Origin of the sequence: Flaviramulus sp. BrNp1-15, assembly GCF_022259695.1 — a bacterium.
GTDB lineage: Bacteria > Bacteroidota > Bacteroidia > Flavobacteriales > Flavobacteriaceae > BrNp1-15.
In genome coordinates this window covers 2,716,712-2,739,743 of sequence record NZ_CP092099.1, presented here as the reverse complement: position 1 = coordinate 2,739,743, position 23,032 = coordinate 2,716,712, and the positions used below count along the sequence as shown (strand labels likewise).

Genomic DNA, 23,032 nt, shown 5'->3' with positions numbered 1-23,032 from the left:
AATTAAGTACAAAAATGTTTTATTGAGAAAGTATTTACTTTTTTCATTCATTATTATTAGTACAAGCATATTTTGTCAAAACGAAACAAATAATTGGTATTTTGGGGAAAAAGCTGGGTTATATTTTGAACTACAAGAGAATCCACAAGTATTATTTGATAGTAATATGATATCAACTGACGCTTGTGCTACAATTTCAGATAGAGATGGTAATCTTCAGTTTTATACTAATGGTATTAATGTATGGAATAAAAATCATACGATAATGATTAATGGGGTATTATTGGAACCTCTTGGAGGAGGAGTAGACCCTACCCAACTTGAACCTGATGTTTTATTAAATGTAATTATTGTTCCGATTACAGATCGTAATAATATGTATTATATTTTTACAGTTACCTCGTCTTCTGGTTTGCGTTATTCTGTTATAGATATGAATTTGAATAATGGTTCAGGAGAAATTGTAGATAAAAATAGAGATCTGTTAGCAGGTATTGGGATTGGTAAATTATCTGCAGTACATCATACTGACGGAAAATCTATTTGGTTAATGTCTACAAGGAAAAATGATAATGATGAATATACCTCATTTTATGCCTATAAGATAAATACTGATGGTAGTATTGACAATCCTATTATAACTGATAACTTATTTTATAAAGGACTTCAAGAAGGAGTTATGAAATTTTCTCCTGATGGGAAAAGAATTGCTTGTGCTAATTATAGACCGCAAGAATTATCTGATCATTTAATGATTTTTGATTTTGATTCTGCAAATGGAATCGTGAATAATAAAAGAAATCTTTTAACTTCTTTTACTTTTTTTGAAGTAGTGTCGGCATATGGTGTGGAATTTTCCAATGATTCAAAATATTTATATGTTTCTCTGATAAGACAGGGTATGTTTACTGAAAATAGTACTGATTTTCAGCCTGAGACTATAAGGAAAAATATTCTTTATCAATATGATTTAGCAAACCCAAACCCACAACAAAATGCAACTTCTTTACATGAAGAAGTAAGTGAGCTATCTGCGGGCAGTTTGCAGCTTGCTAAAAACGGAAAAATTTATAGAGCATTATCAATAAGCGATACTCAAGGAACTGAATTTCTTGGAGAAATTATTTCTCCAGAAAATTTTGGAGTTGATGCAAATTATGTTAATAATGTAATTAATTTGACTCCGAATAAATCAAGATTAGGTTTACCTACTTTTATCCAATCTTATTTTAGAACAAGAATTTTAGCTGAAAATGGTTGTTTAGGCATTTCTATGCCTTTTGAAGTAGATACTTATGCTGATATAGCATCTGCGAATTGGGATTTTGGTGACGGTAATATATCTAATCAAATTAACCCTCAACATACGTATACTAATTCTGGTAATTTTACTGTTACGGCAAATATTAATATAAATAACAGAAACATCACAGTAACTAAAAAAGTTAGAGTACACGAACTACCAAACCTTATAGAAAATCAAGAATTAATTCAGTGCGATAATGATACAGATGGTATTTCAATTTTTAATCTTTATAATATTCGAGACAAAATCACTAACCCAATATTGAATGAAGATTTATTTTTCTATGAAAAAAGAATAGATGCAGACCAAGATGTTAATAGAATTCCTAATCCAGAGGTTTATACAAATACTAATCCTAATCAAGAAATATTTATTAGAGTAGTTAATCAAAACAATTGTTATGAAATTTCCTCATTTTTTTTATATGCTGTATTTGTTGATTTAGGAAATATTTCTGAAATGTATGCTTGTGGAAATTTAGATACAGAAACTAATAATGTGATTGGTAGGTTTCCTTTAGCAGATAAAAGAGATGATATAAGATCTGAAGTTAATTTAACAAGTTCAACTAATCTACGTTTTTTTCCTACCTTACTTGATGCACAAACTACCCAAAATGAAATTACAGCACGGTTTTATAATTCTATTTCGTCAACAATTTGGGTTAGAGCTGAAGAAAACGATTTGAAATGTACTGGTATAGCTCCCATCTCTTTATTTGTAAACTCTTACCCTGTGATAGATTTAGACGATACTTATATTATTTGTAATGATGTTCCGGTATTTTTATCTGGAGATAGTTTTAATGATCGATTTGAATGGATAAATAGCAACAATGATATAGTTTCAACTAAAAAAGATTTCAATACAACAATTCCTGATACTTATACTCATATAGCTTATAGAACTGAAAACAACATAGAATGTTCAAACTCAAAATCATTTACAGTAACGAAGATTGACCTTCCGGTTTTTGATAGAATTGAAACAATTGATCTTAGTAATGATAATAAAATTCATGTCAGTATTTTAGGAAACGAAATTTATGAATTTTCTATTAACAATAGTAACTTTTCAGGTAGATCAAATGAGTATACATTTCATAATGTTCCTGCTGGAATTAATAATATTTATGTTAGAGATTTTAGTTTATGTAATAATATAATTCAAAAGCAAATATTTGTTTTGGGGTATCCTAAATTTTTTACACCAAATAATGATGGAGTTAATGATTTATGGGGAATTATTGGAGTTAACAAAAATATGTATGAATCTATGGAAGTTATAATCTTTAATAGATATGGTAAATTAGTTGCAGTTTTAGATAACAAAAATAAGTCCTATTGGGATGGAACAAATAATGGTGAAAAGTTACCTTCAACAGACTATTGGTTTACTATTAAATTTATTACTAAAGATAACTCAATAGTGAAAAAAAATGGACATTTTTCACTAATAAGATAATTGTAGTTTTATAATTTTAAAAACCATAAAGACCTTAAATTATAAGACTCAAAAAAGAATTTAATGTTCATATAGTACTATGTAAGGATATTAAGAATACAAGACTAATTGATAATAATCTTCATTCAATTTATTTTTTTATATTTAAACTTATGAATATAATTATCCAATCTACTTTAAAAACACTTCAAAAATCTCAAGTTTTATTAGATCATTTATCCAATAGCCAATTATGTGATGCTTCTGTTCCGCCGTATCACTCCAGTATTGGAACACATATTCGACATATTTTAGATTTTTATGATTGCATTTTTAATGTTAATCCTGAAAACAAAGTAGACTTAACCGCTAGAAGTAGAAATAAAGCTGTTGAAGCAGATTGTACTTGTGCTCAAGATTATTTGGACTCTATAATTGGTAGGTTGCATGCAGCATCATTTGATATGAATGACACAATTTTGGTTACTGATGATTTAGGATTGGGAAAAACTGAAATTCCTTATACTTACGGTTCTTTATTGGCACAAGCGAATAGCCATACCATTCATCATTATGCTATTATCAATTATATTTTTGATAGTTTGGGGATTATTATTGATGATTCAGAATTTGGGTATAATCCTACGACGCCGAAATATCAAGATTAATTAATAAGGAATTTATGTCAGTTTGAGTATCACGCCAGAGTGTGATGTATCGAAAACAAATAAATTTCTGTTAAAAAATTACTTTTCGATACAAAATTCTCCCAGAATTTCACTCGAAGTGACATTAGAACTATTCTGAATTTTCAGTAATGAATAGGTTATTTTAAAATAAAACTAGTTTTTTAATTAGGTTTCAACTGCGCTCAACCAGACAAACTTGTTAAGTTATTTTAAGCTTATTATTTCTTTTTAAAGATACTATTCATAATCGTGTTAATACCTCTAAACATTAATATGATTGCCATGGCACAAATTAAACAACCAACAATCAACAAAGGGATATAGAGTGGTTTTTCTTTGTTGATTAAAGCCATATGCATAAATGTTGGTCCCATAAAAAGACTTAATAAGGCAAATACCATGATTTTAATACCTTTAAAAAGTAAAGGTTTATCTGTTTTATTTTGTGTCATTATTAAAATTTTGAATTGCTAATCTTACATTTTTATGTTTTTTAAGAAGCGCTTCTGCTTCTTCTTGGTCTAGATTAAGTTCCGTCATTAGCATTTTTGTGCCTCTATCTACTAGCTTATTATTACTTAATTGCATATCCACCATTTTGTTGCCTTTTATACGTCCAAGTTGAATCATGGTAGATGTAGTAATCATATTAAGCACTAATTTTTGTGCAGTACCAGCTTTCATTCTAGAGCTTCCTGTTACGAATTCTGGACCTACAATAACTTCAATAGGAAATTGAGCTGTTAACGATAGTGGACTATTATGATTACATGTAATACAACCTGTTATAATATTGTTTTGATTACACGTTTCTAAAGCAGAAATAACATAAGGTGTGGTTCCAGATGCTGCAATACCAACTACAATATCATTTGAATTTATTTTATATGCTTTAAGGTCTTTCCAGCCTTGAGTTGTTGAGTCTTCAGCGAATTCTACAGCTTTTCTAATGGCAGAATCTCCACCTGCTATAAGTCCGATTACCAAATCATGAGAAACGCCAAAAGTAGGAGGGCATTCCGAAGCATCTAAAATACCTAATCGTCCACTTGTACCTGCACCTATATAAAATAAACGTCCGCCTTGGCTCAGTTTTTTTACAATGTGCTCAACTAGTATTTCTATTTGAGGAAGTGCTTTTTCAACAGCCAGTGGAACTGTTTTATCTTCGTTGTTAATGTTTTTAAGCAGTTCTGAAAGATTCATCTTTTCCAGATGATTATAGTTTGAGTCTTGCTCGGTAGTTTTTGTGAATTTTTTAGAGAACATTGATTTTATTATTCTATTATAAATGTATAATTATAAGTTTGACAAATAGCAAAATAACCTAATGGAAAATTATCTGGTAAATTAACATTGTCATAATAATCTATATTATCAATTTCTGTAACGTTGAAAATATTTCCTTTAACTGTTGCTGCTGGTGTTTCAAATGGACCATTATTGCTCCCGCTTTGTACAATTAATTGATTCATGTAATTGTAAAAATCTTCGTCTATACCCAAAATACTAATATTTAGTTCTTCATTTGTAGGTAGTTGGTCTTCATAAAAAAATGAAAATTCAAATGTTTGTCCATCAAAAAACGTGTCCTCACTTGGGATGTATTCATTTTTATCAAAATCAAATAAATAATAATCCTCACGGTCTAATACATCGTTAATAGTAACTACTAATTCGGTTTCATCGCCATTAAAAATGCCGCCTTCACCTTGTGAAATATTGTCAATAGGTACAGTTGGGACAAATTGTGTTCTGGAAAAATAGCTTTGACCGTTATGGGTTATAGATAATATAACACTTTGTGAGCTTAACAATTCAGTTGAAATTTCATCAGGATTCACTTCATCTTCTGAAGGTTGGTAAATGCCTGTACCCGGTTCTAATTCAAATAATAGTATGGCTGTATTGCTTTCTTCAAAAAACAAATATATGTTATCCAATTTAGCAGGCTGTGATTCACCAAAAAATGAGCTTGTAGTACTTGCTTTTATAATAACAGGTACAGTTTGGCGGTCTGTATCTACCCTAATAATTGCATCTATGACTAAACGGGGGTCTTCAGTATCTACATTTACTTCTATGACGTCCTCACAACTCGTACATATAATTGAAAACACTAATATGTAAAAGATTTTTTTCATCATTTTAAAATTTAAAATTATAGGTAACAGCTGGAACAATACCGAAAATGGAAGTTCTTATCGCTTCGTTAACGCCTGTATCTTGATTTCGCCTGAAATTGATAGAAGCTGCATTTTTTCTATTATATAAATTGTAAATACTAAAAACCCATTCAGATTTCAATTTTCTATCTTTATTTTTAGAGGGTGTTAATGTGGCAGAAACATCTATTCTATGATAATCCGGTAAACGTTGTTTGTTACGTAAACCATAATATGGAATTGTTAATCCTTGAAACTCAAATTGCCCAATAGGATAATTAGTTGGTTGTCCAGTTTGGTATACAAAAGTAGTATTAACGTTCCATTTTTTGTTTAGATCGTAACTCCCAAAAACAGAAACATCATGTGTTTTATCATAAGGTGTACTATACCATTCTCCACGGTTAATACCTAACTCTGTAGGTGTTCTTTGAGTATTGGTTACTTCTCTGCCTGCTGTTCTTTGCTCAGATTTAGATAATGTATAAGCTAGCCATCCTTTAAGATTACCTTCGTTTTTGCGGAAAAGAATTTCTAAACCATAAGCTCTGGCTTCACCATTTAAAATAACCTGTTCTATAGCATTATTGGCTATTAAGTTGGCACCATCTATATAATCTATTCTATTGGCAATGTCTTTAAAGAAAACTTCAGTTTCAAAAGAATAATTACCTTCTTTTATATTTCTAAAGTAACCAAGAGCATACTGATTGAGCAATTGCGGCTTTACAAACGGACCACTAGGTGTCCAAACATCCAATGGAGTAGGTGAACTAGTGTTAGAAAGCAAATGAAGATATTGTGCCATTCTAATATAACTAGCTTTTACAGAACTATTTTCGTTAAAGATGTAAGCCAAAGAAACACGTGGTTCTATATTATTGAAAGAGGCTAAATGATCTCCTCTATTTGGGTTAATAACACCAATTGGATCTGCTTCTTTGTATATGAGTTGAAAAGGATCGAAAACAACAGGTTTATTGTCTTCATAAACATTAAGCTCATCTTGCCCTAACCTAATAAAATTGCTAAATCTTAAGCCATAATTTAAACTTAATTTATCAGTAATATTATGCTCAATATCAACATAAGCAGAAAACTCATTAGCATATTTTTGAATGAGCTGTTCTTCTACAATACCAGATTCTTCAGTATTTGGTTCTATTTTTCCAGGATTAAATTTATAATAGATATTGTTAATGCCATAATTAACTTGAAATTTAGAATTAATATAATGTTTCAAGTCGTATTTAATATTGAAGTTTGATATTCCAGAATTCCATTTAAAGCCTACAAAATCCAATTCTAATCCGTAGTAATAATCAGAATAAATAAGAGAAAGATTGGAAAAAAGTTTATCTGAAAATAAATGATTCCAACGCAAATTTCCCACAGCGTTGCCATAGGTATTAACAAATTGATCACTTAGGCTAAATACATCTCGACCAAAATACCCAGATAGGAAAATACTATTTCGATCATTTAGTTTAAAATTGATTTTTGCATTTAGATCGTAAAAATAGGCAGTGTTATCAATATCAAAAATAGGTAAAAATAAATGTGCATATGAAGATCTGCCACCTATTAAAAAAGCCGATTTATCTTTTTGAATTGGACCTTCTACTAACAGCCTACTAGCCACAGCCCCAATACCACCATTAAATTTTAGTTCTTTACTGTTTCCTTCTTTTTGAAAAATCTCTAATACCGATGAAACTCTTCCTCCATATCTGGCAGGAATACCACCTTTAAAAAGCTTGATATCTTTAATAGCATCTGGATTAAAAACCGAGAAAAACCCAAATAAATGTGATGAATTAAAAATGGTGGCTTCATCTAACAGGATTAAATTCTGATCTGTAGCTCCCCCACGAACATTAAATCCAGAAGAACCTTCTCCGGCATTAGTAACACCTGGTAATAAGAGAATAGACTTTATAACATCTGCTTCCCCAAGTACTACTGGAATTTGCTTAATGGTTGCAGCTGTTAATTGATTAACACTCATTTGGGGTGTTTTAATGTTTAGTTTTTCAATATTTCCTGTGATAATTACTTCATCTAAATTTTCTGTTGATTCTGATAAGTTGAAGTTTTTAGTTATATCTTTTGTGAGTATAATGGTTTCAGAGATTGTTTTGAAACCTAAATAACTAATTACAATATTATAAGTGCCTTCAGGTAGTGTTATAGAATAAAAACCATATTCATTAGTGGTAGCACCTGTTTTTAATTCTTGTATGATAATGTTTACTCCAATAAGTGTTTCATTACTTTTTTCTTCAGAAATAATACCACTTAATGTGAATTTTTCTTGAGCATTTAAAGAAATAATATAAAAACAAAATACAGCAAGAAACCATAATGGTTTTTTCATCCGATAAAGAATTTTTTTATAAAAATAAGAAAAAAAGCTCCTAAAAATAGGAGCTTTTATAATTTATATAGTGCAATAATTTATTCTATGATTGAATTAAAAGTTTTGCTTGGGCGCATAACTTCATTAATTAACTTTTCATTAGGTTCATAATAACCACCAATGCTAACAGGTTTACCTTGAATCTCATTTAATTCATTTACAATTTTAGATTCATTGTCTGCTAGATTTTTAGCAATTCCTGTAAATTCATTTTTTAAAGCCGCATCTTCATTTTGATTGGCTAATTCTTGTGCCCAATACATAGCTAAATAAAAATGACTACCTCTATTATCTAATTCTCCAGCTTTTCTAGAAGGTCCTTTTTTATTCTCTAATAACTTTTCGGTAGCATCATCTAAAGTTTCACCTAGTATTTTAGCTTTAGCATTATTATTTACTTCACTAAAATGTTCTAGTGAAACGGCTAATGCTAAAAATTCACCTAATGAATCCCAACGTAAATGATTTTCTTCTAATAACTGCTGAACGTGCTTAGGCGCAGAACCTCCAGCACCAGTTTCAAATAAACCACCACCATTCATTAAAGGTACTATTGATAGCATTTTTGCACTTGTACCTACTTCTAAAATTGGGAATAAATCTGTTAAATAATCACGTAATACATTTCCAGAAACAGATATAGTGTCTTTACCTTCAATTAATCTTTCACAAGTAAAAATAGTAGCATCAACAGGCGCTAAAATTCTTAAATCTAGTCCAGAAGTATCGTGATCTTTTAAATAGGTGTTTACTTTTTTGATTAATTCAGCATCGTGAGCTCTATTTTCATTTAACCAAAATACAGCAGGTGTTTCTGATGCTCTTGCACGAGTAACTGCCAATTTAACCCAGTCTTGAATAGGAGCATCTTTTGTTTGACACATCCTCCAAATATCACCAATTTCAACACTGTGCTGCATTAAAACTTTTCCAGACGCATCAATAACTTCAACTATGCCATCAGAAGACATTTCGAAAGTTTTATCATGAGATCCATACTCCTCAGCTTTTTGAGCCATAAGTCCAACATTAGGCACTGTACCCATTGTTGTAGGATCAAAAGCACCATGTTTTTTACAGAAATCAATTGTTGCAGCATAGATACCAGCATAACTACTATCTGGAATAATAGCTTTTGTGTCTTGAAGTTTACCATCAGCATTCCACATTTTACCAGATGTACGAATCATTGCTGGCATTGATGCATCAATAATCACATCACTTGGTACGTGTAAATTTGTAATGCCTTTATCTGAATTTACCATAGCAATTGAAGGTCCGTTTTTAAATGCAGCATCAATATCTGCTTGAACTTCATTACGTTTAGCTTCAGGTAATTCTTCTAATTTACTTAGTAAGTTACCTAATCCATTATTTACATCTACTCCAATTTCATCTAAAATGGCTGCATGTTTAGCAAAAACATCTTTAAAATATATTTTTACTGCATGACCAAAAATAATAGGGTCGCTCACTTTCATCATGGTACCTTTCATGTGTAATGAAAATAAAATACCTTTTTCGCGTGCATCTGCTACTTGCTCTTCAAAAAAGCTTAATAAAGCCTTTTTACTCATTACTGTAGCATCAATTATTTCACCTTTAAGTATAGGGAAACTATCTTTTAAAATGGTTGAATTGCCATTTTTGTCTGTATGTTTAATAACAACATTTGTAGCCTCTGGTAGGGTAAGAGATTTTTCGTTATGAGCAAAATCTCCACTGCTCATAGTTGCAACATGTGTTTTAGAATCGCTAGTCCATTCTCCCATCGAGTGTGGGTTCTTTTTAGCATAATTCTTAACCGCTTTTGGAGCACGTCTATCACTATTACCTTCGCGTAATACTGGATTTACAGCGCTTCCTTTAATTTTGTCGTAACGCGATTTAATATCATTTTCAGAATCATTTTTTGGTTCCTCAGGATAATTAGGTATTGCAAAACCTTGAGATTGTAATTCCTTTATTGCTGCTTTTAATTGAGGTATAGAAGCACTAATATTTGGTAATTTTATAATATTAGCTTCAGGTTTTTTTGCTAACTCTCCTAATATTGCTAAATCATCAGAAACTTTTTGATCTTCATTTAAAAAATCTGGGAAAACAGCTAAAATTCTAGCAGCTAAAGAAATATCTTTAGTTTCTATATTAATTCCAGAAGATTTAACGAAAGCTTTAACAATAGGTAAGAATGAACGTGTTGCTAAAGCCGGAGCTTCATCAGTTTTTGTATAAATAATTTTAGACATTGAGGTCGTTTTTTAGAATTATTAAAATGCTAAAACTAGATTTAGTAAAATCAGTTTCGTTTTTAGCGTTGCGAATATACAAAAAATGACCTTTATAAATATTCTAAAACCTAATGAAAATAATCAAATTGGCTATAATTGCTATAATTATAAAAAAGTAGAGTTACAGTATGAATTTATTAATAAAACGGAAAGATTTTAAAAAACAAAAGCCATATCACTAAAGAATTTAATCTTCTCTGACATGGCTTTTTTGAAATAACATTACGTGACCTAATTAGTATTGCTACTAAATCAATTTAAAATTTTCATCTAAATCTTTTCAATTCAAGTACTATTATTTCAATGAAACATTTAGTAATTTTCAAAATGTATTGACCTATTACCAATATGTTTCTGTTAATTGTTTTTCTTGATACTTACAACTTACTCTTCGTTTGCACGTTAAATTTACTATAAGCATTGCTCTAATTACATAACATTCACTTTCGTTTCTGTTACTTTTTAAGCTTTCAACTATACTAGTTGTCACCTGCTTGTACGTGTGACACTTTTTATAGTATCATGATTTATAACTTATACACGCCTACACGTGACAGCTTCTAAACCTCAAAAAACAATTTTATAAAGAACGTTACCTTATTTAGAATATAATATAAATTCGTTGTTGAGACGAAACCAACCTGAGTTGTTATTATTTCTTCTGCTAATATAGTGTTACATTTTAAAAATGCAATTTTTTTAAGCAATTAGATATCAACTATTTATAAACCATAGTTATTAACAATGGTTAATAAAAAAAGCCTTGACAAATGTCAAAGCTTTTAAAAACTGCAAATGCAATAGTATTTTATTAACGTCTAGCTTCTTTAATTCTGGCTTTTTTACCAGTAAGACCTCTAAAGTAGTAAATTCTAGCTCTACGTACTTTACCACGTTTGTTGATTTCAATTTTTTGTAATGCAGGTAAGTTAACTGGGAAGATACGCTCTACACCAACTGTACCAGACATTTTTCTAATTGTAAAAGTTTCTGATGATCCAGATCCTTTTCTTTGAATTACTACACCTCTAAAAAACTGAGTACGAACTTTTTCGCCCTCTCTAATTTCGTAGTAAACAGTAATTGTATCTCCAGCACCAAACTCTGGAAAATCTTTTTTTGTTACAAATTCGTCTTGTATAAACTTTACTAAAGATTCCATATCTTTAAATTTAATAATAATTAATTCAGAACAACATTCACGATTCTCGCCAGAGGTTAACCCGAAATTGGCTGCAAAAATAACTATTAATTAATAATATGCAACGTTTATTTATATTTTTTTTGGTGTTTCCTTTTGTAAAAAGATCAGGCTAGGAATTTATCTTGAGCGAAGCTGAAAGGTTATATCTTTTGCCTTGGCATAAGGATGCCTTACTATCTTTAACACAAGCTACGCTTTAAGTTTTATTGGGATATAAACATCTTCCTCTGAGTCAGGATGGTTGTTTTTATATTGTTCTCCTAAAACATTAAAGTGTGGTCGGTTGTCTAATATATATTCAGATTTTGGAAACCATTCAGAAAAAATATAACTCATAAAACTACCAAAATCTTTTGCTAAACCTTTATATTTAAAAATGGCATATAAGCCTTCATTAATAGTTAAGGCTTTCATACCTTCAGGTAGATTTTCAAAATTAGAAACTTCTATAGTTGCCCATTTGCTAAATGTATTGTTTGGGTTGAAGCTCTTAAAATGCAAATCATCATAGATACAAACCTCATACACAGCTTCACCAATTATATTATTTATTAGTTTTCGCTTTGGCATAAAACCAGAAAACAAATCGAAAGTTTTATTATTAGTCAAAGACATTTCTATAGATTGACCAATTAGTTTTTTTGTTGTTATGGATTCAACTCGTGGTTTTTGCATATTAATCATCTAATAAATCTGGTCGTCGTTCTTTGGTTCTTAAGTAAGCTTGTTCTTCTCGCCATTTTTCAATTTCTGGTAAATTTCCGCTAAATAGTAATTCTGGAACTTTCCACCCTTTATATTCTCTAGGTTTAGTATAAATAGGAGGTGCTAATAAATTATCTTGAAACGAATCGGTTAGGGCAGAGGTTTCATTACCTAAAACCCCAGGGATTAATCGTATAACAGCATCGCAAAGTACAGCAGCTCCTAATTCTCCACCAGACAAAACATAATCGCCGATTGATATTTCTCGGGTTATAAAATGGTCGCGTACACGTTGGTCTACACCTTTATAATGGCCGCATAAAATAATAATGTTTTCTTTTAATGAAAGCTGATTAGCGATGCCTTGTTTTAAAGTTTCACCATCTGGAGTCATATAAATGACTTCATCATAATCACGTTCTGCTTTTAAAGCCGAAATACATTTATCAATAGGTTCTACCATCATTACCATACCAGCGCCACCACCAAATTGGGTATCGTCAATAGATTTATAATTATCAGTGGTATAATCTCTTAAATTATGAAAATGAACTTCAACTAAATCAGCTTCAATTGCTCTTTTTAAAATTGAAGCTTCAAACGGACTTTTAAGTAGTTCTGGTAAAACAGTTATTATATCGATGCGCATTGTTTGTATTTAAGTTGTGCAAAGATAATTTAATTGTTTGGTATTACTAGATGGTGTTTTTAAGATTAATCTTTGTTAATTTTGATTAGAAGTTAACCAGTTTGAGTGTCTATTTGCAGCTTCTATAGCCCATGCTTTTGGTCTGTCTCCAAAACACTCTAATATAGCATCTACACCAATAATGGTTCCTTTGGCTAATCTACCGAGTAAAGCAATTGGAATTTTTTTATTCATATCATTACTTATTACATAGCCATTTTCATCGGTATAAACTCCTAATCCATCATGAACAGCTTCAATTAAATCATTCTCTAGTAAACTTTTTACAATAGGCGAATTAACAGATTCAATTTTAGGTGAATCTAAAACAGAATCAATCATTATGTTAGCAGTTCTAGTTTCGCCGTTAGATTTGAAAAACCAACCTTTATTATTTAATTCAATTTCAGGATCGTTTACCATATCTAATGTCATAACTCCTGCTGAAGTTAAGGCTAGCATTTGCTGAATACTCTCTACTGGTGGACCATAAGAGTATCTTTTTAAGCTTTCATCTAATTTTATTATTTCCGCAAAAACTTCATCAGAACATTCATTAAATGATAACTTATCATAAATTGATGGTTGACAATGCCTCCATACCTGACCAATACAAAAATCGAGATTAATAGCTTCTTTACCAGTTGCCATTCCTACAAAGTTTTGCATCATTTTTTTTGTTGATAGTTTTCTTGAAGTAATTATAGCATGTTCGTATTTGTAGTCTTCTAACCAATTTTGGGCAATTTTTTCAATGTCTTTAACAGTGAATTGTTCTCCTAAATAAGCTTTAGGAAGTTTTGAATACACTCTGGCAATAATTGGTGTTATAGCATTTATTAAAAATTGTGGGCTTTTTGCCTTTCTCTGAATATCTAAATCTTGGATGTTTTCTTCGAAAGTGATAATTTCTTTATTTGTAGGCTTAAACCATTCATCTATTTCAGCATTTAAAGGTTTAGGTGCTGGTGGTAATCCGTCAAGTGAAAAGGGTATAAGCATATTAGTAATGTCATGCTCTGAATAATATTTACAGCTTTTGGTCGTATTATTATTTATTACAAATTTTCCAAATTTATTTGCAATACCTCTTACAACATCTATCATGGCTAAACCAAATCCACGAATTCCAACAACACTTTCAGGTGTTAAGTCTTTACTATTTAAAAAATCACTTATTGGATAAGGCGATTTAAAAAGTTTAACTTGTTTGTTGTTAACAAAATACTTGTCCCATTCAATTATTTGTTTTGATAGTTTGGTGGGTTGATGGCCAATAGTTAGTAATAACTCGTCTATATTTTCAAAAGTATTTGAATTAGTTTTTATTCTTACTTTATCATTATTTAATTCTACATACTTAATTTTTTCATTGAAAAGAGAAACCATTTTGGTTTTTAATAACGGATTAATTAAAGATTGAAATCTTAGATCTAGGTATTTGCCAATTTTTGCTCGAGGTGGATAAGTATCAATTTCATTTTTTGGTAATTCATTATAGTTTCTATCAATCCATTCATGATACGATGGAAAAGCTGATATTATTGTTGAATCAAATTCAATTTCATCACGTCCATTTAAGGTTAAAATTCGTTCGTTTATATTAATCCAATTACTTTCAACTTGATTAATATCATAAACATGTCCGTATCCATAATTACCGGTTTCTTCAAACAAAAGGAGATTTATAGAAGAAGATTGTTTTTTAACTTCTATTAAGAAATTTTCTAAGGCATTTAAACCTCTAGGGCCAATTCCAACAATTGCTAAAGTTCTTTTTTTTGTCATTTATTTAATATCAATCAGGTTTTTTAAAAAAACATTATTTCTTTTTCGCAGTCAATTCAGCAATCTTACAAATTACTTCTGTTGCTTTAATCATACTTTCAACAGGAACATACTCATAACGTCCATGAAAATTATGTCCGCCAGCAAAAATATTAGGACAAGGTAATCCCATATAGCTTAATTGAGACCCATCTGTTCCGCCACGAATAGCTTTAATAATGGGTTTAATATTAAGCTGTTTCATAGCTTCTTCAGCTATATCAACAATATGCATAACAGGCTCTACTTTTTCTTTCATATTATAGTATTGGTCCTTAATTTCAGTAACTATAACTTCTTTTTCATATTGTGAATTAAGCTCATTGGTCAGTTTTACTAAAACTTCTTTTCTAGCTTCAAAATGCCCTTTGTCATGATCTCTAATAATATATTTTAACGTTGTTTCTTCAACACTTCCATGTATATCGTGTAAGTGAAAAAAACCTTGGTAGCCTTCTGTATGTTCTGGTGTTTCAAACCTAGGTAAAGAGTTTATAAACTCTTGAGCTATATAAATAGAATTAATCATTTTTCCTTTGGCATAGCCAGGGTGAACAATTTTCCCTTTTACTTTTACAACAGCAGCGGCAGCATTAAAATTCTCGTATTCTAACTCACCAATTTCACTACCATCCATTGTGTAGGCCCAATCTGCACCAAACTTTTCAACATCAAATTTATGGGCACCTCTTCCAATTTCTTCATCGGGTGTAAATCCAACTCTAATTTTTCCGTGTTTAATTTCTGGGTGATTAATTAAGTATTCCATAGCAGAAATTATTTCACAAATACCAGCTTTATCATCTGCACCTAAGAGGGTTGTACCGTCTGTAGTAATTAAAGTTTGTCCTTTGTAAAGGAGTAAATCTTCAAAATAATCTGGCGATAAAACAATGTCTTCATCTTTATTTAAAACAATGTCTTTTCCGTCGTACTTATCAATTATTTGTGGTTTCACATTAGCTCCTGTAAAATCTGGCGACGTATCAAAATGAGAAACAAACCCAATTACAGGCACATTGTGCTCAACATTACTTGGTAAAGTTGCCATAATATATGCATTGTCATCAATGGTAACTTCTTGCATACCAATAGTTTTTAGCTCTTCAACCAGTTTGTTTGCTAAATCCCATTGTTTTTTTGTGCTTGGTGTCGTTTTTGAATCTGGATCTGATTCTGTGTCAACTGTAACGTAACTTACAAATCGTTTTATAATGTGTTCTTTTGAAATCATATTTTTTGTTAATGTATTTTATAGTTTGAGCGGGATAATAAATAGCCAATTATGGGCATAAAGTTACGATATTGCGTTTTTTTATCATTTGAATTGCTCATTTTTTTATTTAGAACTATTTTTGCGTAAATAATACTGATGTACAAATTATTACTTCGCCCAATATTTTTTTTATTCGATCCCGAGAAAATTCATCATTTTACATTTTCACTAATAAAATTCACTTCAAAAATTCCTGGACTTAATTCGTTATTCAAAAGTTTATATGTGATTGAAGATGAAAGGTTAGAGCGAAAACTATTTGGTTTAACTTTTAAAAACCCTGTAGGTTTAGCAGCTGGGTTTGATAAAAATGCTGTTTTATACAACGAGCTTGCAAATTTTGGATTTGGTTTTATTGAAATAGGTACTGTAACACCTAAAGGACAAATAGGAAATCCTAAGAAAAGACTCTTTAGATTAAAAGATGACCGAGGAATTATTAATAGGATGGGTTTTAATAATGAAGGATTAGAGGCTGCTATAACTCAACTTAAGAAGAATAAAGGTAAATTAATTATTGGTGGTAATATTGGGAAAAACACAAATACAAAACCAGAAGATTATACTAAAGATTATTTAGAGTGTTTTAATGCATTGCATCCTTATGTTAATTATTTTGTGCTAAATGTGAGTTGCCCAAATGTAGGAAGTCATGCAAAGCTTAATGATAAGGATTATTTAGAAGAATTGATTGGTGCTGTACAAAAAGCCAATAATACTTTTGAAATACAAAGACCAATTTTACTAAAAATTGCTCCAGATTTGAATACCAATCAGTTGGACGAAATTATAGAGCTGGTTAAGGACACAAATCTTGATGGTGTTATAGCAAGTAACACATCCACAGATAGAAGTGGTTTAAAAGCTTCAAATGAATTACTAGAAAGTATTGGTAATGGTGGTTTAAGCGGGCAACCTATTAAAGAAAAAAGTACTAGAGTGATAAAATATCTTGCTGATAAAAGTAAAAAGTCTTTTCCTATAATTGGAGTAGGTGGTATACATTCTGCTAAAGATGCCCTAGATAAAATTGATGCAGGAGCAGATTTGGTACAAATTTATACAGGTTTTATTTACGAAGGTCCGAGTCTTGTAAAACGAATAAATAAAGCTATACTTAATAAATAATTACTTTAAGAACTTTTTAACTACTCTGGTTTCAGCATTCTCTAAAACTAATAAGTAGCTACCAGATGACAGTTGGTTTACATCTATTTCTCCGTTTGTAAGTTGTCCTTTTGAAAGGATTTGCCCCCTAAAATCAGTTATTAAAAAATAAACCAAACTTTCAATTTGAGAACTACTGAAGTTAATTTTACCATCTGAAACAGGGTTTGGATAAATTTTTAAATCTGATAATTTTGCTATCTCTTCTTTAATAATCACATCAGGATCCTTATCAGTAGAAGCTTTAAAACGGTCTTCAATTAATTTGTAGTAAGCATATATTCTAGCAAATTGTTGTTCTGTAAAATGATTTCTACAAGCTTTTCTGGAATAAGACATAATGTTTCCAGTATCTGGATTGAAAGTATCTCCATTTGCATCTTTGACTTTTCCAGTATATCCACAAAAATTATCAATAGTATTTGATGAAAGTTTAGGATCTGCAGGTGTATCGCAAATTCCATCACCGTCTGTATCGCAGTTGCTTCCATCAACTAACTCAGTGGTAAGTTTCGTATTACTTGGTCCGTGAGTGTGCATTAAAGAGAAAAAGTGCCCCATTTCGTGAGCCAATGAAGAATCGTTAGTTGCACAGCTATTTTTTATAACTATCACATTGTTTTTTTCATCATCATCTGTATAACCGCAAATACTTTCTTCTGACGCATTTTCAATATCCTCAATAAAATAAATATTTATGGCAGCATCAATATAATTAGCAGTAATTAGATTTTTTTCATTTCCTTTTTTTAAATGATATAATTGGTTGTCATTTATATAATTAACATCATCTAATAGAAAGAATTCTAAGTAAGCGCCTTTATAAATTTTATTAAGATTTGTAATAGCTTTTTCAAGATCATAAATATCAAGTCCACCAGAGCCATCAGAATTTCTAATAATATGAGCTTTTACAGGAACAGAATTTAATGCATCTTTATGCTTTGAATTTTTACTGAATTTCTTTTGCGCAAAATCACGTTCAAATGCTTTTAGCTGAGGTTTTATACTATTAAAAAAATCAACAGATTGTGTAGTTGTAGTGTTGCCGCAGTTAGCTTCTAGCTCATTTTGAGAAAAGAGGGAAGGAGAGTATGATACTAATGTTAAAAAAAATAAGAGAGTAACTCTATTTAAAAGCTTCATTGGGACAAAACATTTAATCAAATGTAAGTGCTAATGAAGTCATTAGGTAAAAAAAACGTTGAATACTATATTATAATCGATTAGTGTATTAAGTACAGATTTTATCGACTAATGAACTACAAGTTTTTGGATTTTACTGTGTTCGTATTTGTCTTTTAAGTTTATTAAATAAATGCCTTTTTTTAAACTTGATAAGTTTAAGTTAATGGTTTTAAAACTTTCTTTAAATGTAATTTCTTTTACTAATTTACCTAATACATTGTAAACTTCAATTTTGGTTAATTCTTCATGGTCGGTATTTTTAATAGTAACATTTCCTTGTGTTGGGTTTGGAAATATTTTTGTGTTTTCAATTGACTCGATGTCTTCAACACTCAAAACACTTTGTAAAGTAATGGTGAATTTTCCAACTCTATTATTACTGAAAGGAGAAATACCTTGAAGACTATTAATTGCAATATGTGGAGTTATATCTGCATTTGCAGCAGTATAAGTTGCACCACTATCTGTTCCCGCATCATAAACAAACAAATCAATCTCAATCAAGCTTTGCCAATCTGTATTACTTACGTTTCTTAAGTTTATACTATTTATGGCTATTATCCAATCTGGACTAGGTGCAATCATAGAAGCTAAAGTTAATAAAGGAAATGCTTCACTTACTTCCACATTGTTAATGGTAATTGTACCAGTAGCACTTCCTAAACCTCCACCATTAATGAATTGTTCAGTATTTCCATTGGTTATGCTTGGGTTTACTTCATCATCTCTAAATACAGTTATGTTACCAGTTTCAGCAATATTTTCTATGCCTTGCGTAGCGATACTACCCATTTCTAAAAATGTAATATTACTATTGTGATTTGCACCTACAAGAGAAGACCAATGTGGAGAAGGTGGTAAAGGGCCATGATCTGTTTCATTCCATAAACTTTCAAAAACTATATTATAGGTTGCAGTACTCTGTGCGGATATAGCATTTGAAATTAAAAAAACTATTAGACAGACTAATAAAATAGTTTTTTTCATGGCTGAGTTGTTTAGGTTATAGGTTTAAAGTCGATAGAATTTAGCCAGACTTACATTAAGGTTGTTAAAACTTGTTTTTATAATTGTTCACTTAATTAAAATTAATAGTATTTTTATCCTCCTATTTTGAATACATGTCAAAACAAGTAAAAATTATTGAATGCCCACGCGATGCTATGCAAGGGATAAAACAATTTATTCCTACTACACAAAAAGTACAGTATATACAATCGCTTTTACGTGTAGGATTTGATACTATTGACTTTGGTAGCTTTGTCTCTCCCAAGGCTATTCCTCAAATGACAGATACAGCAGAAGTATTATCTCAATTAGATTTAAGTAAAACTACAAGTAAACTTTTGGCAATCGTAGCAAATGTTAGAGGAGCAAACGATGCCTGTAAACATCCTGAAATTGATTATTTAGGATATCCGTTTTCTATTTCAGAGAACTTTCAAATGCGTAATACACATAAAACTATTTCTCAATCGGTAGAAACACTTTCTGAAATTCTAGAAATTGCAAATAAATCAAATAAAGAAGTTGTGGTTTATATTTCTATGGGATTTGGAAACCCTTACGGAGATCCTTGGAATGTTAATATAGTAGGAGAGTGGACAGAGAAGTTAGCAAATATGGGAGTTAAAATCTTATCATTAAGTGACACTGTTGGTACTTCTAATCCAGAAAGCATTGATTATTTATTCTCTAATCTAATACCCAAATATCCAAATATTGAGTTTGGTGCACATTTACATACTACACCAAGCACCTGGTTCGAAAAAGTGGATGCTGCTTATAGAGCAGGTTGTAATCGTTTTGATGGTGCTATTCAAGGTTTTGGTGGTTGCCCAATGGCAAAAGACGAATTAACAGGTAATATGCCAACAGAAAAACTGCTATCTTATTTTACTTCCAATAATGCAAACACTTTAAATGCGTTAAGTTTTGAAAGTGCTCACAACGAAGCATCTAAAATCTTTAAGGTTTACCATTGATTTTAATACCTGATAATCAATATTTTACTATTTATTTTATAACTTTATTTAAATTTAATCTAAATAAACTTTGTGTAATTTATTCTGAGTTTTATATTTGCAACTTCAAATGAAATATTATTTGTAATAAGTCTAAATAAAAACAACAAATTAATTTTAAAATGAGAAAACTAACCTTATTTTTTTCAATATTCTTAGTATCGATTGTAAGTGCACAAACCGTACAAGATTCAATTACATTCGACCCTCAAAAGCAACTAAATGCAGCACAACGTATTCTTTCTGGAAATTATGGAAAATCAGTTACTGTAGGTGCATATGGCGAGTTAACATACAACCAACCTGAAGCAAAAAATGGTGAGTTAGATGTACAGCGTTTAGTATTACTTTTTGGTTATAAATTTAACGATAAAACTCAATTTGTAACAGAGGTGGAGTTCGAACACGTAGAAGAAGTATTTATAGAACAAGCTTTTGTTAATTATAATGTAGCTTCAAACGTAAGTTTACGAGGTGGTTTAATGTTAGTTCCTTTTGGTATTATTAATGAGTTTCACGAACCAACAACTTTTAATGGTGTAGAAAGACCAGCGTTAGATAATGTTATTATCCCAACAACTTGGAGAGAAATAGGTTTTGGTGTTACTGGTAGATTTAACGAAATATCTTTAGGCTACCAAGCTTATGTTTTTAATGGATTTAAATCTACATCTTTTGATGGTGAAGGTGGTGTAAATGGTGTTTTAAGAGGTTCAAACGGTTTACGTGGTGGTCGTCAAAAAGCAATTCAATCTACTATAGATAGTCCAACACTTTCTATGAAATTCGATTATTACGGAATTCCAGGATTGCGTTTAGGACTTTCAGGTTATTTTGGAGATACACAAGCCGAAGATGACGTTGAGGATTTAGCTGGTGCAAACATTGGTATTTCAATGATAGGTTTAGATGCGCGTTATGCATTTCAACGTTTCACAGCACGTGGGCAATTTGTACACGGAAGTTTATCAGGTACCGAAGATTATAACAATTTAACAGGTCGTGATTTAGGTAGCGCTTTACAAGGATGGTATTTAGAAGCAGCCTATAATCTTCTACCTCAAGAAAAAGAACAACGTTTGTTTGCATTTGCACGTTATGAGCAGTATGATACACATGCAGAAACCGCGGGAAGTCTAACAAGAAATGATGCTTTTAACCGCAATGATTTAACAACAGGATTAAGTTACCATATTGCACCAGGTGTTGTGTTTAAAGCAGATTATCAATTTAGAGATAATGCAGTTTCTGGTGGTGATGTAGACAACAGACTTAATTTTGGTATAGGCGTTTGGTTCTAATATAATTTGGGAGTTACCCAATTGGGTCGGGCTTTCGGCAGTCGCTTCCCGATTTAAAATTAGGAGAGCTCCAACAAAGCCTCAATCCCTAACGCATAATAAACCAACGGCAATTTTAAAAAATATTCCTCGGGGTTTTATCCCGAGGTTTCTGTTAAAATTGTCATTCCCAAGAAAATGGGAATCAAAAAAAATAATTTTAATTATTGCCTTTGGTACTTTAATTGTAAGAACAATAAAAAACAATACTTTTGTAGCATGAAAATACAACAGGTTTTTATATTATTTTTAACTTTCGCACTAATGGCTTTTGGTTTACCAAAAAACATTCAAAAAAAGGTAGACAAAGAAATTAAAAACTATTTTAATGTTGAAACGTTTAGTTTTACAGAAGTTAAAATTGATTCAGAAAACACCAAAGATTTACCTTCTAAATTCAACGACAATAATTTATTCAAAATAGAAGCAAATAATGCGTTTTTAGGTTATGCTTATCTTTCACATGCACCAAGTAAAACGGCACAGTTTGATTATTTTGTGTTGTTAGATAAAGACTTAATTGTACTAAAATCAAAAGTGTTAATCTACAGAGAGGAATATGGAGGAGAAATAGGAAGCTCTCGTTGGTTAAAACAATTCATTGGCAAAAAAGGAGGCGATCAGCTTAAATACGGCGATAATATTATGGCTATTTCTGGTGCTACAATATCTGTTCGTTCTATGACAAATGCTATGAATAATTTGTTAGAATCTTTAAAAATACTTCACAGTAGAAATATTCTGTAAATGCAGCTAAACGGATTAATATTAAACCTTCCCAAAGAAATTAAGCTATTAATCGGTGCGTTTATAATAGTATTAAGTATTGGTTTTTATACAGGCCTATTATTTGTAGGCGAAACATCTTCTGCTAATCCTAACGGTATTGAAGAACAGTATTTAGGCAACGAAGATGATGAAAATGCTAAGGTAATGCGCTTTAAAAAAAGTGATCAAGAAATGCTCACTTTGGTTCATAACCATATATTATCTATGGCTATTATTTTCTTTTTAGTTGGCGCTATCATTTCTATAACCAAGCTTAATAAAAAACTTAAATTGTTTTTAATAGTAGAACCATTTATTTCTGTAATACTAACTTTTGGAGGTTTGTATTTACTCTGGACAGGTGTTTTATGGATGAAATACATCGTTATGTTTTCAGGAATATTAATGACACTTACTTTTGCAGCTTCTACATTTATTATTTTAAAACAGTTAGTACAAAAGACTTAAGTTCCTATTTTACTTAATAACTTCTTAACATTAAAAGAAGCCTTTTGTGTTCAATTAAATTGTA

The 23,032-nt window shown here is 30.6% G+C and carries 19 protein-coding genes; 7 read left to right on the top strand and 12 right to left on the bottom strand.

Annotated elements, in window-relative coordinates; all coding sequences use genetic code 11:
- Positions 1 to 22: 22 nt before the first annotated feature.
- Together MBM09_RS12105 and MBM09_RS12100 are read left to right on the top strand one after the other, a co-directional pair.
- The gene (locus tag MBM09_RS12105) at positions 23 to 2,770 is read left to right on the top strand and encodes a T9SS type B sorting domain-containing protein (RefSeq protein ID WP_238673991.1); all 2,748 of its coding nucleotides are present in this window, start codon (positions 23 to 25) and stop codon (positions 2,768 to 2,770) included.
- Between the two features lie 152 nt (positions 2,771 to 2,922).
- Complete coding sequence (locus tag MBM09_RS12100) at positions 2,923 to 3,417, top strand: DinB family protein (RefSeq protein WP_238673990.1); 495 nt, start codon at positions 2,923 to 2,925, stop codon at positions 3,415 to 3,417.
- A gap of 239 nt (positions 3,418 to 3,656) precedes the next feature.
- Here the strand turns inward: MBM09_RS12100 and MBM09_RS12095 are convergent, their stop codons facing one another.
- From MBM09_RS12095 to pepT, 10 genes are all read right to left on the bottom strand, one after another.
- Complete coding sequence (locus MBM09_RS12095) at positions 3,657 to 3,890, bottom strand: DUF6095 family protein (RefSeq protein WP_238673989.1); 234 nt, start codon at positions 3,888 to 3,890, stop codon at positions 3,657 to 3,659.
- A complete protein-coding gene (gene murQ, locus MBM09_RS12090) occupies positions 3,877 to 4,707 on the bottom strand; it encodes an N-acetylmuramic acid 6-phosphate etherase (protein WP_238673988.1) in 831 nt (276 codons plus the stop codon). The genes MBM09_RS12095 and murQ overlap by 14 nt, the downstream gene beginning before the upstream one ends.
- 8 nt (positions 4,708 to 4,715) lie before the next feature.
- Entirely contained in the window at positions 4,716 to 5,582 is an 867-nt protein-coding gene (locus MBM09_RS12085) for a DUF4249 family protein (RefSeq protein WP_238673987.1), read from the bottom strand.
- Between the two features lie 4 nt (positions 5,583 to 5,586).
- Entirely contained in the window at positions 5,587 to 7,980 is a 2,394-nt protein-coding gene (locus MBM09_RS12080) for a TonB-dependent receptor (RefSeq protein ID WP_238673986.1), read from the bottom strand.
- Positions 7,981 to 8,060: 80 nt separating this feature from the next.
- Positions 8,061 to 10,271: an NADP-dependent isocitrate dehydrogenase gene (locus MBM09_RS12075; RefSeq protein WP_238673985.1), complete on the bottom strand. Its 2,211-nt coding sequence runs from the start codon at positions 10,269 to 10,271 to the stop codon at positions 8,061 to 8,063.
- Positions 10,272 to 11,124: 853 nt separating this feature from the next.
- On the bottom strand, positions 11,125 to 11,475 hold the full coding sequence (gene rplS, locus MBM09_RS12070; RefSeq protein ID WP_238673984.1) for a 50S ribosomal protein L19: 351 nt from the start codon (positions 11,473 to 11,475) through the stop codon (positions 11,125 to 11,127).
- Between the two features lie 231 nt (positions 11,476 to 11,706).
- Positions 11,707 to 12,192, bottom strand: a complete 486-nt coding sequence (locus MBM09_RS12065; RefSeq protein ID WP_238673983.1) for a GyrI-like domain-containing protein — start codon at positions 12,190 to 12,192, stop codon at positions 11,707 to 11,709.
- A 1-nt stretch (position 12,193) separates the two neighbouring features.
- Positions 12,194 to 12,871, bottom strand: a complete 678-nt coding sequence (gene trmD / locus MBM09_RS12060) for a tRNA (guanosine(37)-N1)-methyltransferase TrmD (protein ID WP_238673982.1) — start codon at positions 12,869 to 12,871, stop codon at positions 12,194 to 12,196.
- Positions 12,872 to 12,946: 75 nt separating this feature from the next.
- Positions 12,947 to 14,698 carry an FAD/NAD(P)-binding protein gene (locus tag MBM09_RS12055; RefSeq protein ID WP_238673981.1) on the bottom strand — a complete coding sequence of 584 codons (1,752 nt, stop codon included), beginning with the start codon at positions 14,696 to 14,698 and terminating at the stop codon, positions 12,947 to 12,949.
- Between the two features lie 34 nt (positions 14,699 to 14,732).
- Entirely contained in the window at positions 14,733 to 15,971 is a 1,239-nt protein-coding gene (gene pepT / locus MBM09_RS12050; RefSeq protein ID WP_238673980.1) for a peptidase T, read from the bottom strand.
- A 138-nt stretch (positions 15,972 to 16,109) separates the two neighbouring features.
- Here pepT and MBM09_RS12045 point away from each other — a divergent pair, with 138 nt between their 5' ends.
- The gene (locus MBM09_RS12045; protein ID WP_238673979.1) at positions 16,110 to 17,141 is read left to right on the top strand and encodes a quinone-dependent dihydroorotate dehydrogenase; all 1,032 of its coding nucleotides are present in this window, start codon (positions 16,110 to 16,112) and stop codon (positions 17,139 to 17,141) included.
- Here MBM09_RS12045 and MBM09_RS12040 read toward each other — a convergent pair whose 3' ends face one another.
- Together MBM09_RS12040 and MBM09_RS12035 are read right to left on the bottom strand one after the other, a co-directional pair.
- Positions 17,142 to 18,326, bottom strand: coding sequence for a zinc-dependent metalloprotease (locus MBM09_RS12040; RefSeq protein ID WP_238673978.1), 1,185 nt, complete (start codon positions 18,324 to 18,326; stop codon positions 17,142 to 17,144).
- A gap of 108 nt (positions 18,327 to 18,434) precedes the next feature.
- Positions 18,435 to 19,355 (bottom strand): spondin domain-containing protein, encoded by a 921-nt coding sequence (locus MBM09_RS12035; RefSeq protein WP_238673977.1) that lies wholly within the window; start codon positions 19,353 to 19,355, stop codon positions 18,435 to 18,437.
- A gap of 134 nt (positions 19,356 to 19,489) precedes the next feature.
- Between MBM09_RS12035 and MBM09_RS12030 the strand changes: the two genes are divergently transcribed.
- From MBM09_RS12030 to MBM09_RS12015, 4 genes are all read left to right on the top strand, one after another.
- Positions 19,490 to 20,353 (top strand): hydroxymethylglutaryl-CoA lyase, encoded by an 864-nt coding sequence (locus tag MBM09_RS12030; RefSeq protein ID WP_238673976.1) that lies wholly within the window; start codon positions 19,490 to 19,492, stop codon positions 20,351 to 20,353.
- Positions 20,354 to 20,514: 161 nt separating this feature from the next.
- On the top strand, positions 20,515 to 21,693 hold the full coding sequence (locus tag MBM09_RS12025) for a hypothetical protein (protein WP_238673975.1): 1,179 nt from the start codon (positions 20,515 to 20,517) through the stop codon (positions 21,691 to 21,693).
- Positions 21,694 to 21,951: 258 nt separating this feature from the next.
- Positions 21,952 to 22,479: an FMN-binding protein gene (locus tag MBM09_RS12020; RefSeq protein ID WP_238673974.1), complete on the top strand. Its 528-nt coding sequence runs from the start codon at positions 21,952 to 21,954 to the stop codon at positions 22,477 to 22,479.
- A complete protein-coding gene (locus MBM09_RS12015) occupies positions 22,480 to 22,968 on the top strand; it encodes a hypothetical protein (RefSeq protein WP_238673973.1) in 489 nt (162 codons plus the stop codon).
- The last annotated feature ends 64 nt before the right edge of the window (positions 22,969 to 23,032 follow it).

Coding starts and splice junctions, on each gene's coding strand:
- MBM09_RS12020 (WP_238673974.1), top strand. CDS start 21,952: ATGAAAATACAACAGGTTTTTATATTATTTTTAACTTTCGCACTAATG.
- MBM09_RS12025 (WP_238673975.1), top strand. CDS start 20,515: ATGAGAAAACTAACCTTATTTTTTTCAATATTCTTAGTATCGATTGTA.
- MBM09_RS12100 (WP_238673990.1), top strand. CDS start 2,923: ATGAATATAATTATCCAATCTACTTTAAAAACACTTCAAAAATCTCAA.
- MBM09_RS12065 (WP_238673983.1), bottom strand. CDS start 12,192: ATGCAAAAACCACGAGTTGAATCCATAACAACAAAAAAACTAATTGGT.
- MBM09_RS12085 (WP_238673987.1), bottom strand. CDS start 5,582: ATGAAAAAAATCTTTTACATATTAGTGTTTTCAATTATATGTACGAGT.
- murQ (WP_238673988.1), bottom strand. CDS start 4,707: ATGTTCTCTAAAAAATTCACAAAAACTACCGAGCAAGACTCAAACTAT.
- MBM09_RS12080 (WP_238673986.1), bottom strand. CDS start 7,980: ATGAAAAAACCATTATGGTTTCTTGCTGTATTTTGTTTTTATATTATT.
- MBM09_RS12095 (WP_238673989.1), bottom strand. CDS start 3,890: ATGACACAAAATAAAACAGATAAACCTTTACTTTTTAAAGGTATTAAA.
- MBM09_RS12055 (WP_238673981.1), bottom strand. CDS start 14,698: ATGACAAAAAAAAGAACTTTAGCAATTGTTGGAATTGGCCCTAGAGGT.
- MBM09_RS12045 (WP_238673979.1), top strand. CDS start 16,110: ATGTACAAATTATTACTTCGCCCAATATTTTTTTTATTCGATCCCGAG.
- MBM09_RS12015 (WP_238673973.1), top strand. CDS start 22,480: ATGCAGCTAAACGGATTAATATTAAACCTTCCCAAAGAAATTAAGCTA.
- MBM09_RS12030 (WP_238673976.1), top strand. CDS start 19,490: ATGTCAAAACAAGTAAAAATTATTGAATGCCCACGCGATGCTATGCAA.
- MBM09_RS12040 (WP_238673978.1), bottom strand. CDS start 18,326: ATGAAGCTTTTAAATAGAGTTACTCTCTTATTTTTTTTAACATTAGTA.
- pepT (WP_238673980.1), bottom strand. CDS start 15,971: ATGATTTCAAAAGAACACATTATAAAACGATTTGTAAGTTACGTTACA.
- rplS (WP_238673984.1), bottom strand. CDS start 11,475: ATGGAATCTTTAGTAAAGTTTATACAAGACGAATTTGTAACAAAAAAA.
- MBM09_RS12035 (WP_238673977.1), bottom strand. CDS start 19,355: ATGAAAAAAACTATTTTATTAGTCTGTCTAATAGTTTTTTTAATTTCA.
- trmD (WP_238673982.1), bottom strand. CDS start 12,871: ATGCGCATCGATATAATAACTGTTTTACCAGAACTACTTAAAAGTCCG.
- MBM09_RS12075 (WP_238673985.1), bottom strand. CDS start 10,271: ATGTCTAAAATTATTTATACAAAAACTGATGAAGCTCCGGCTTTAGCA.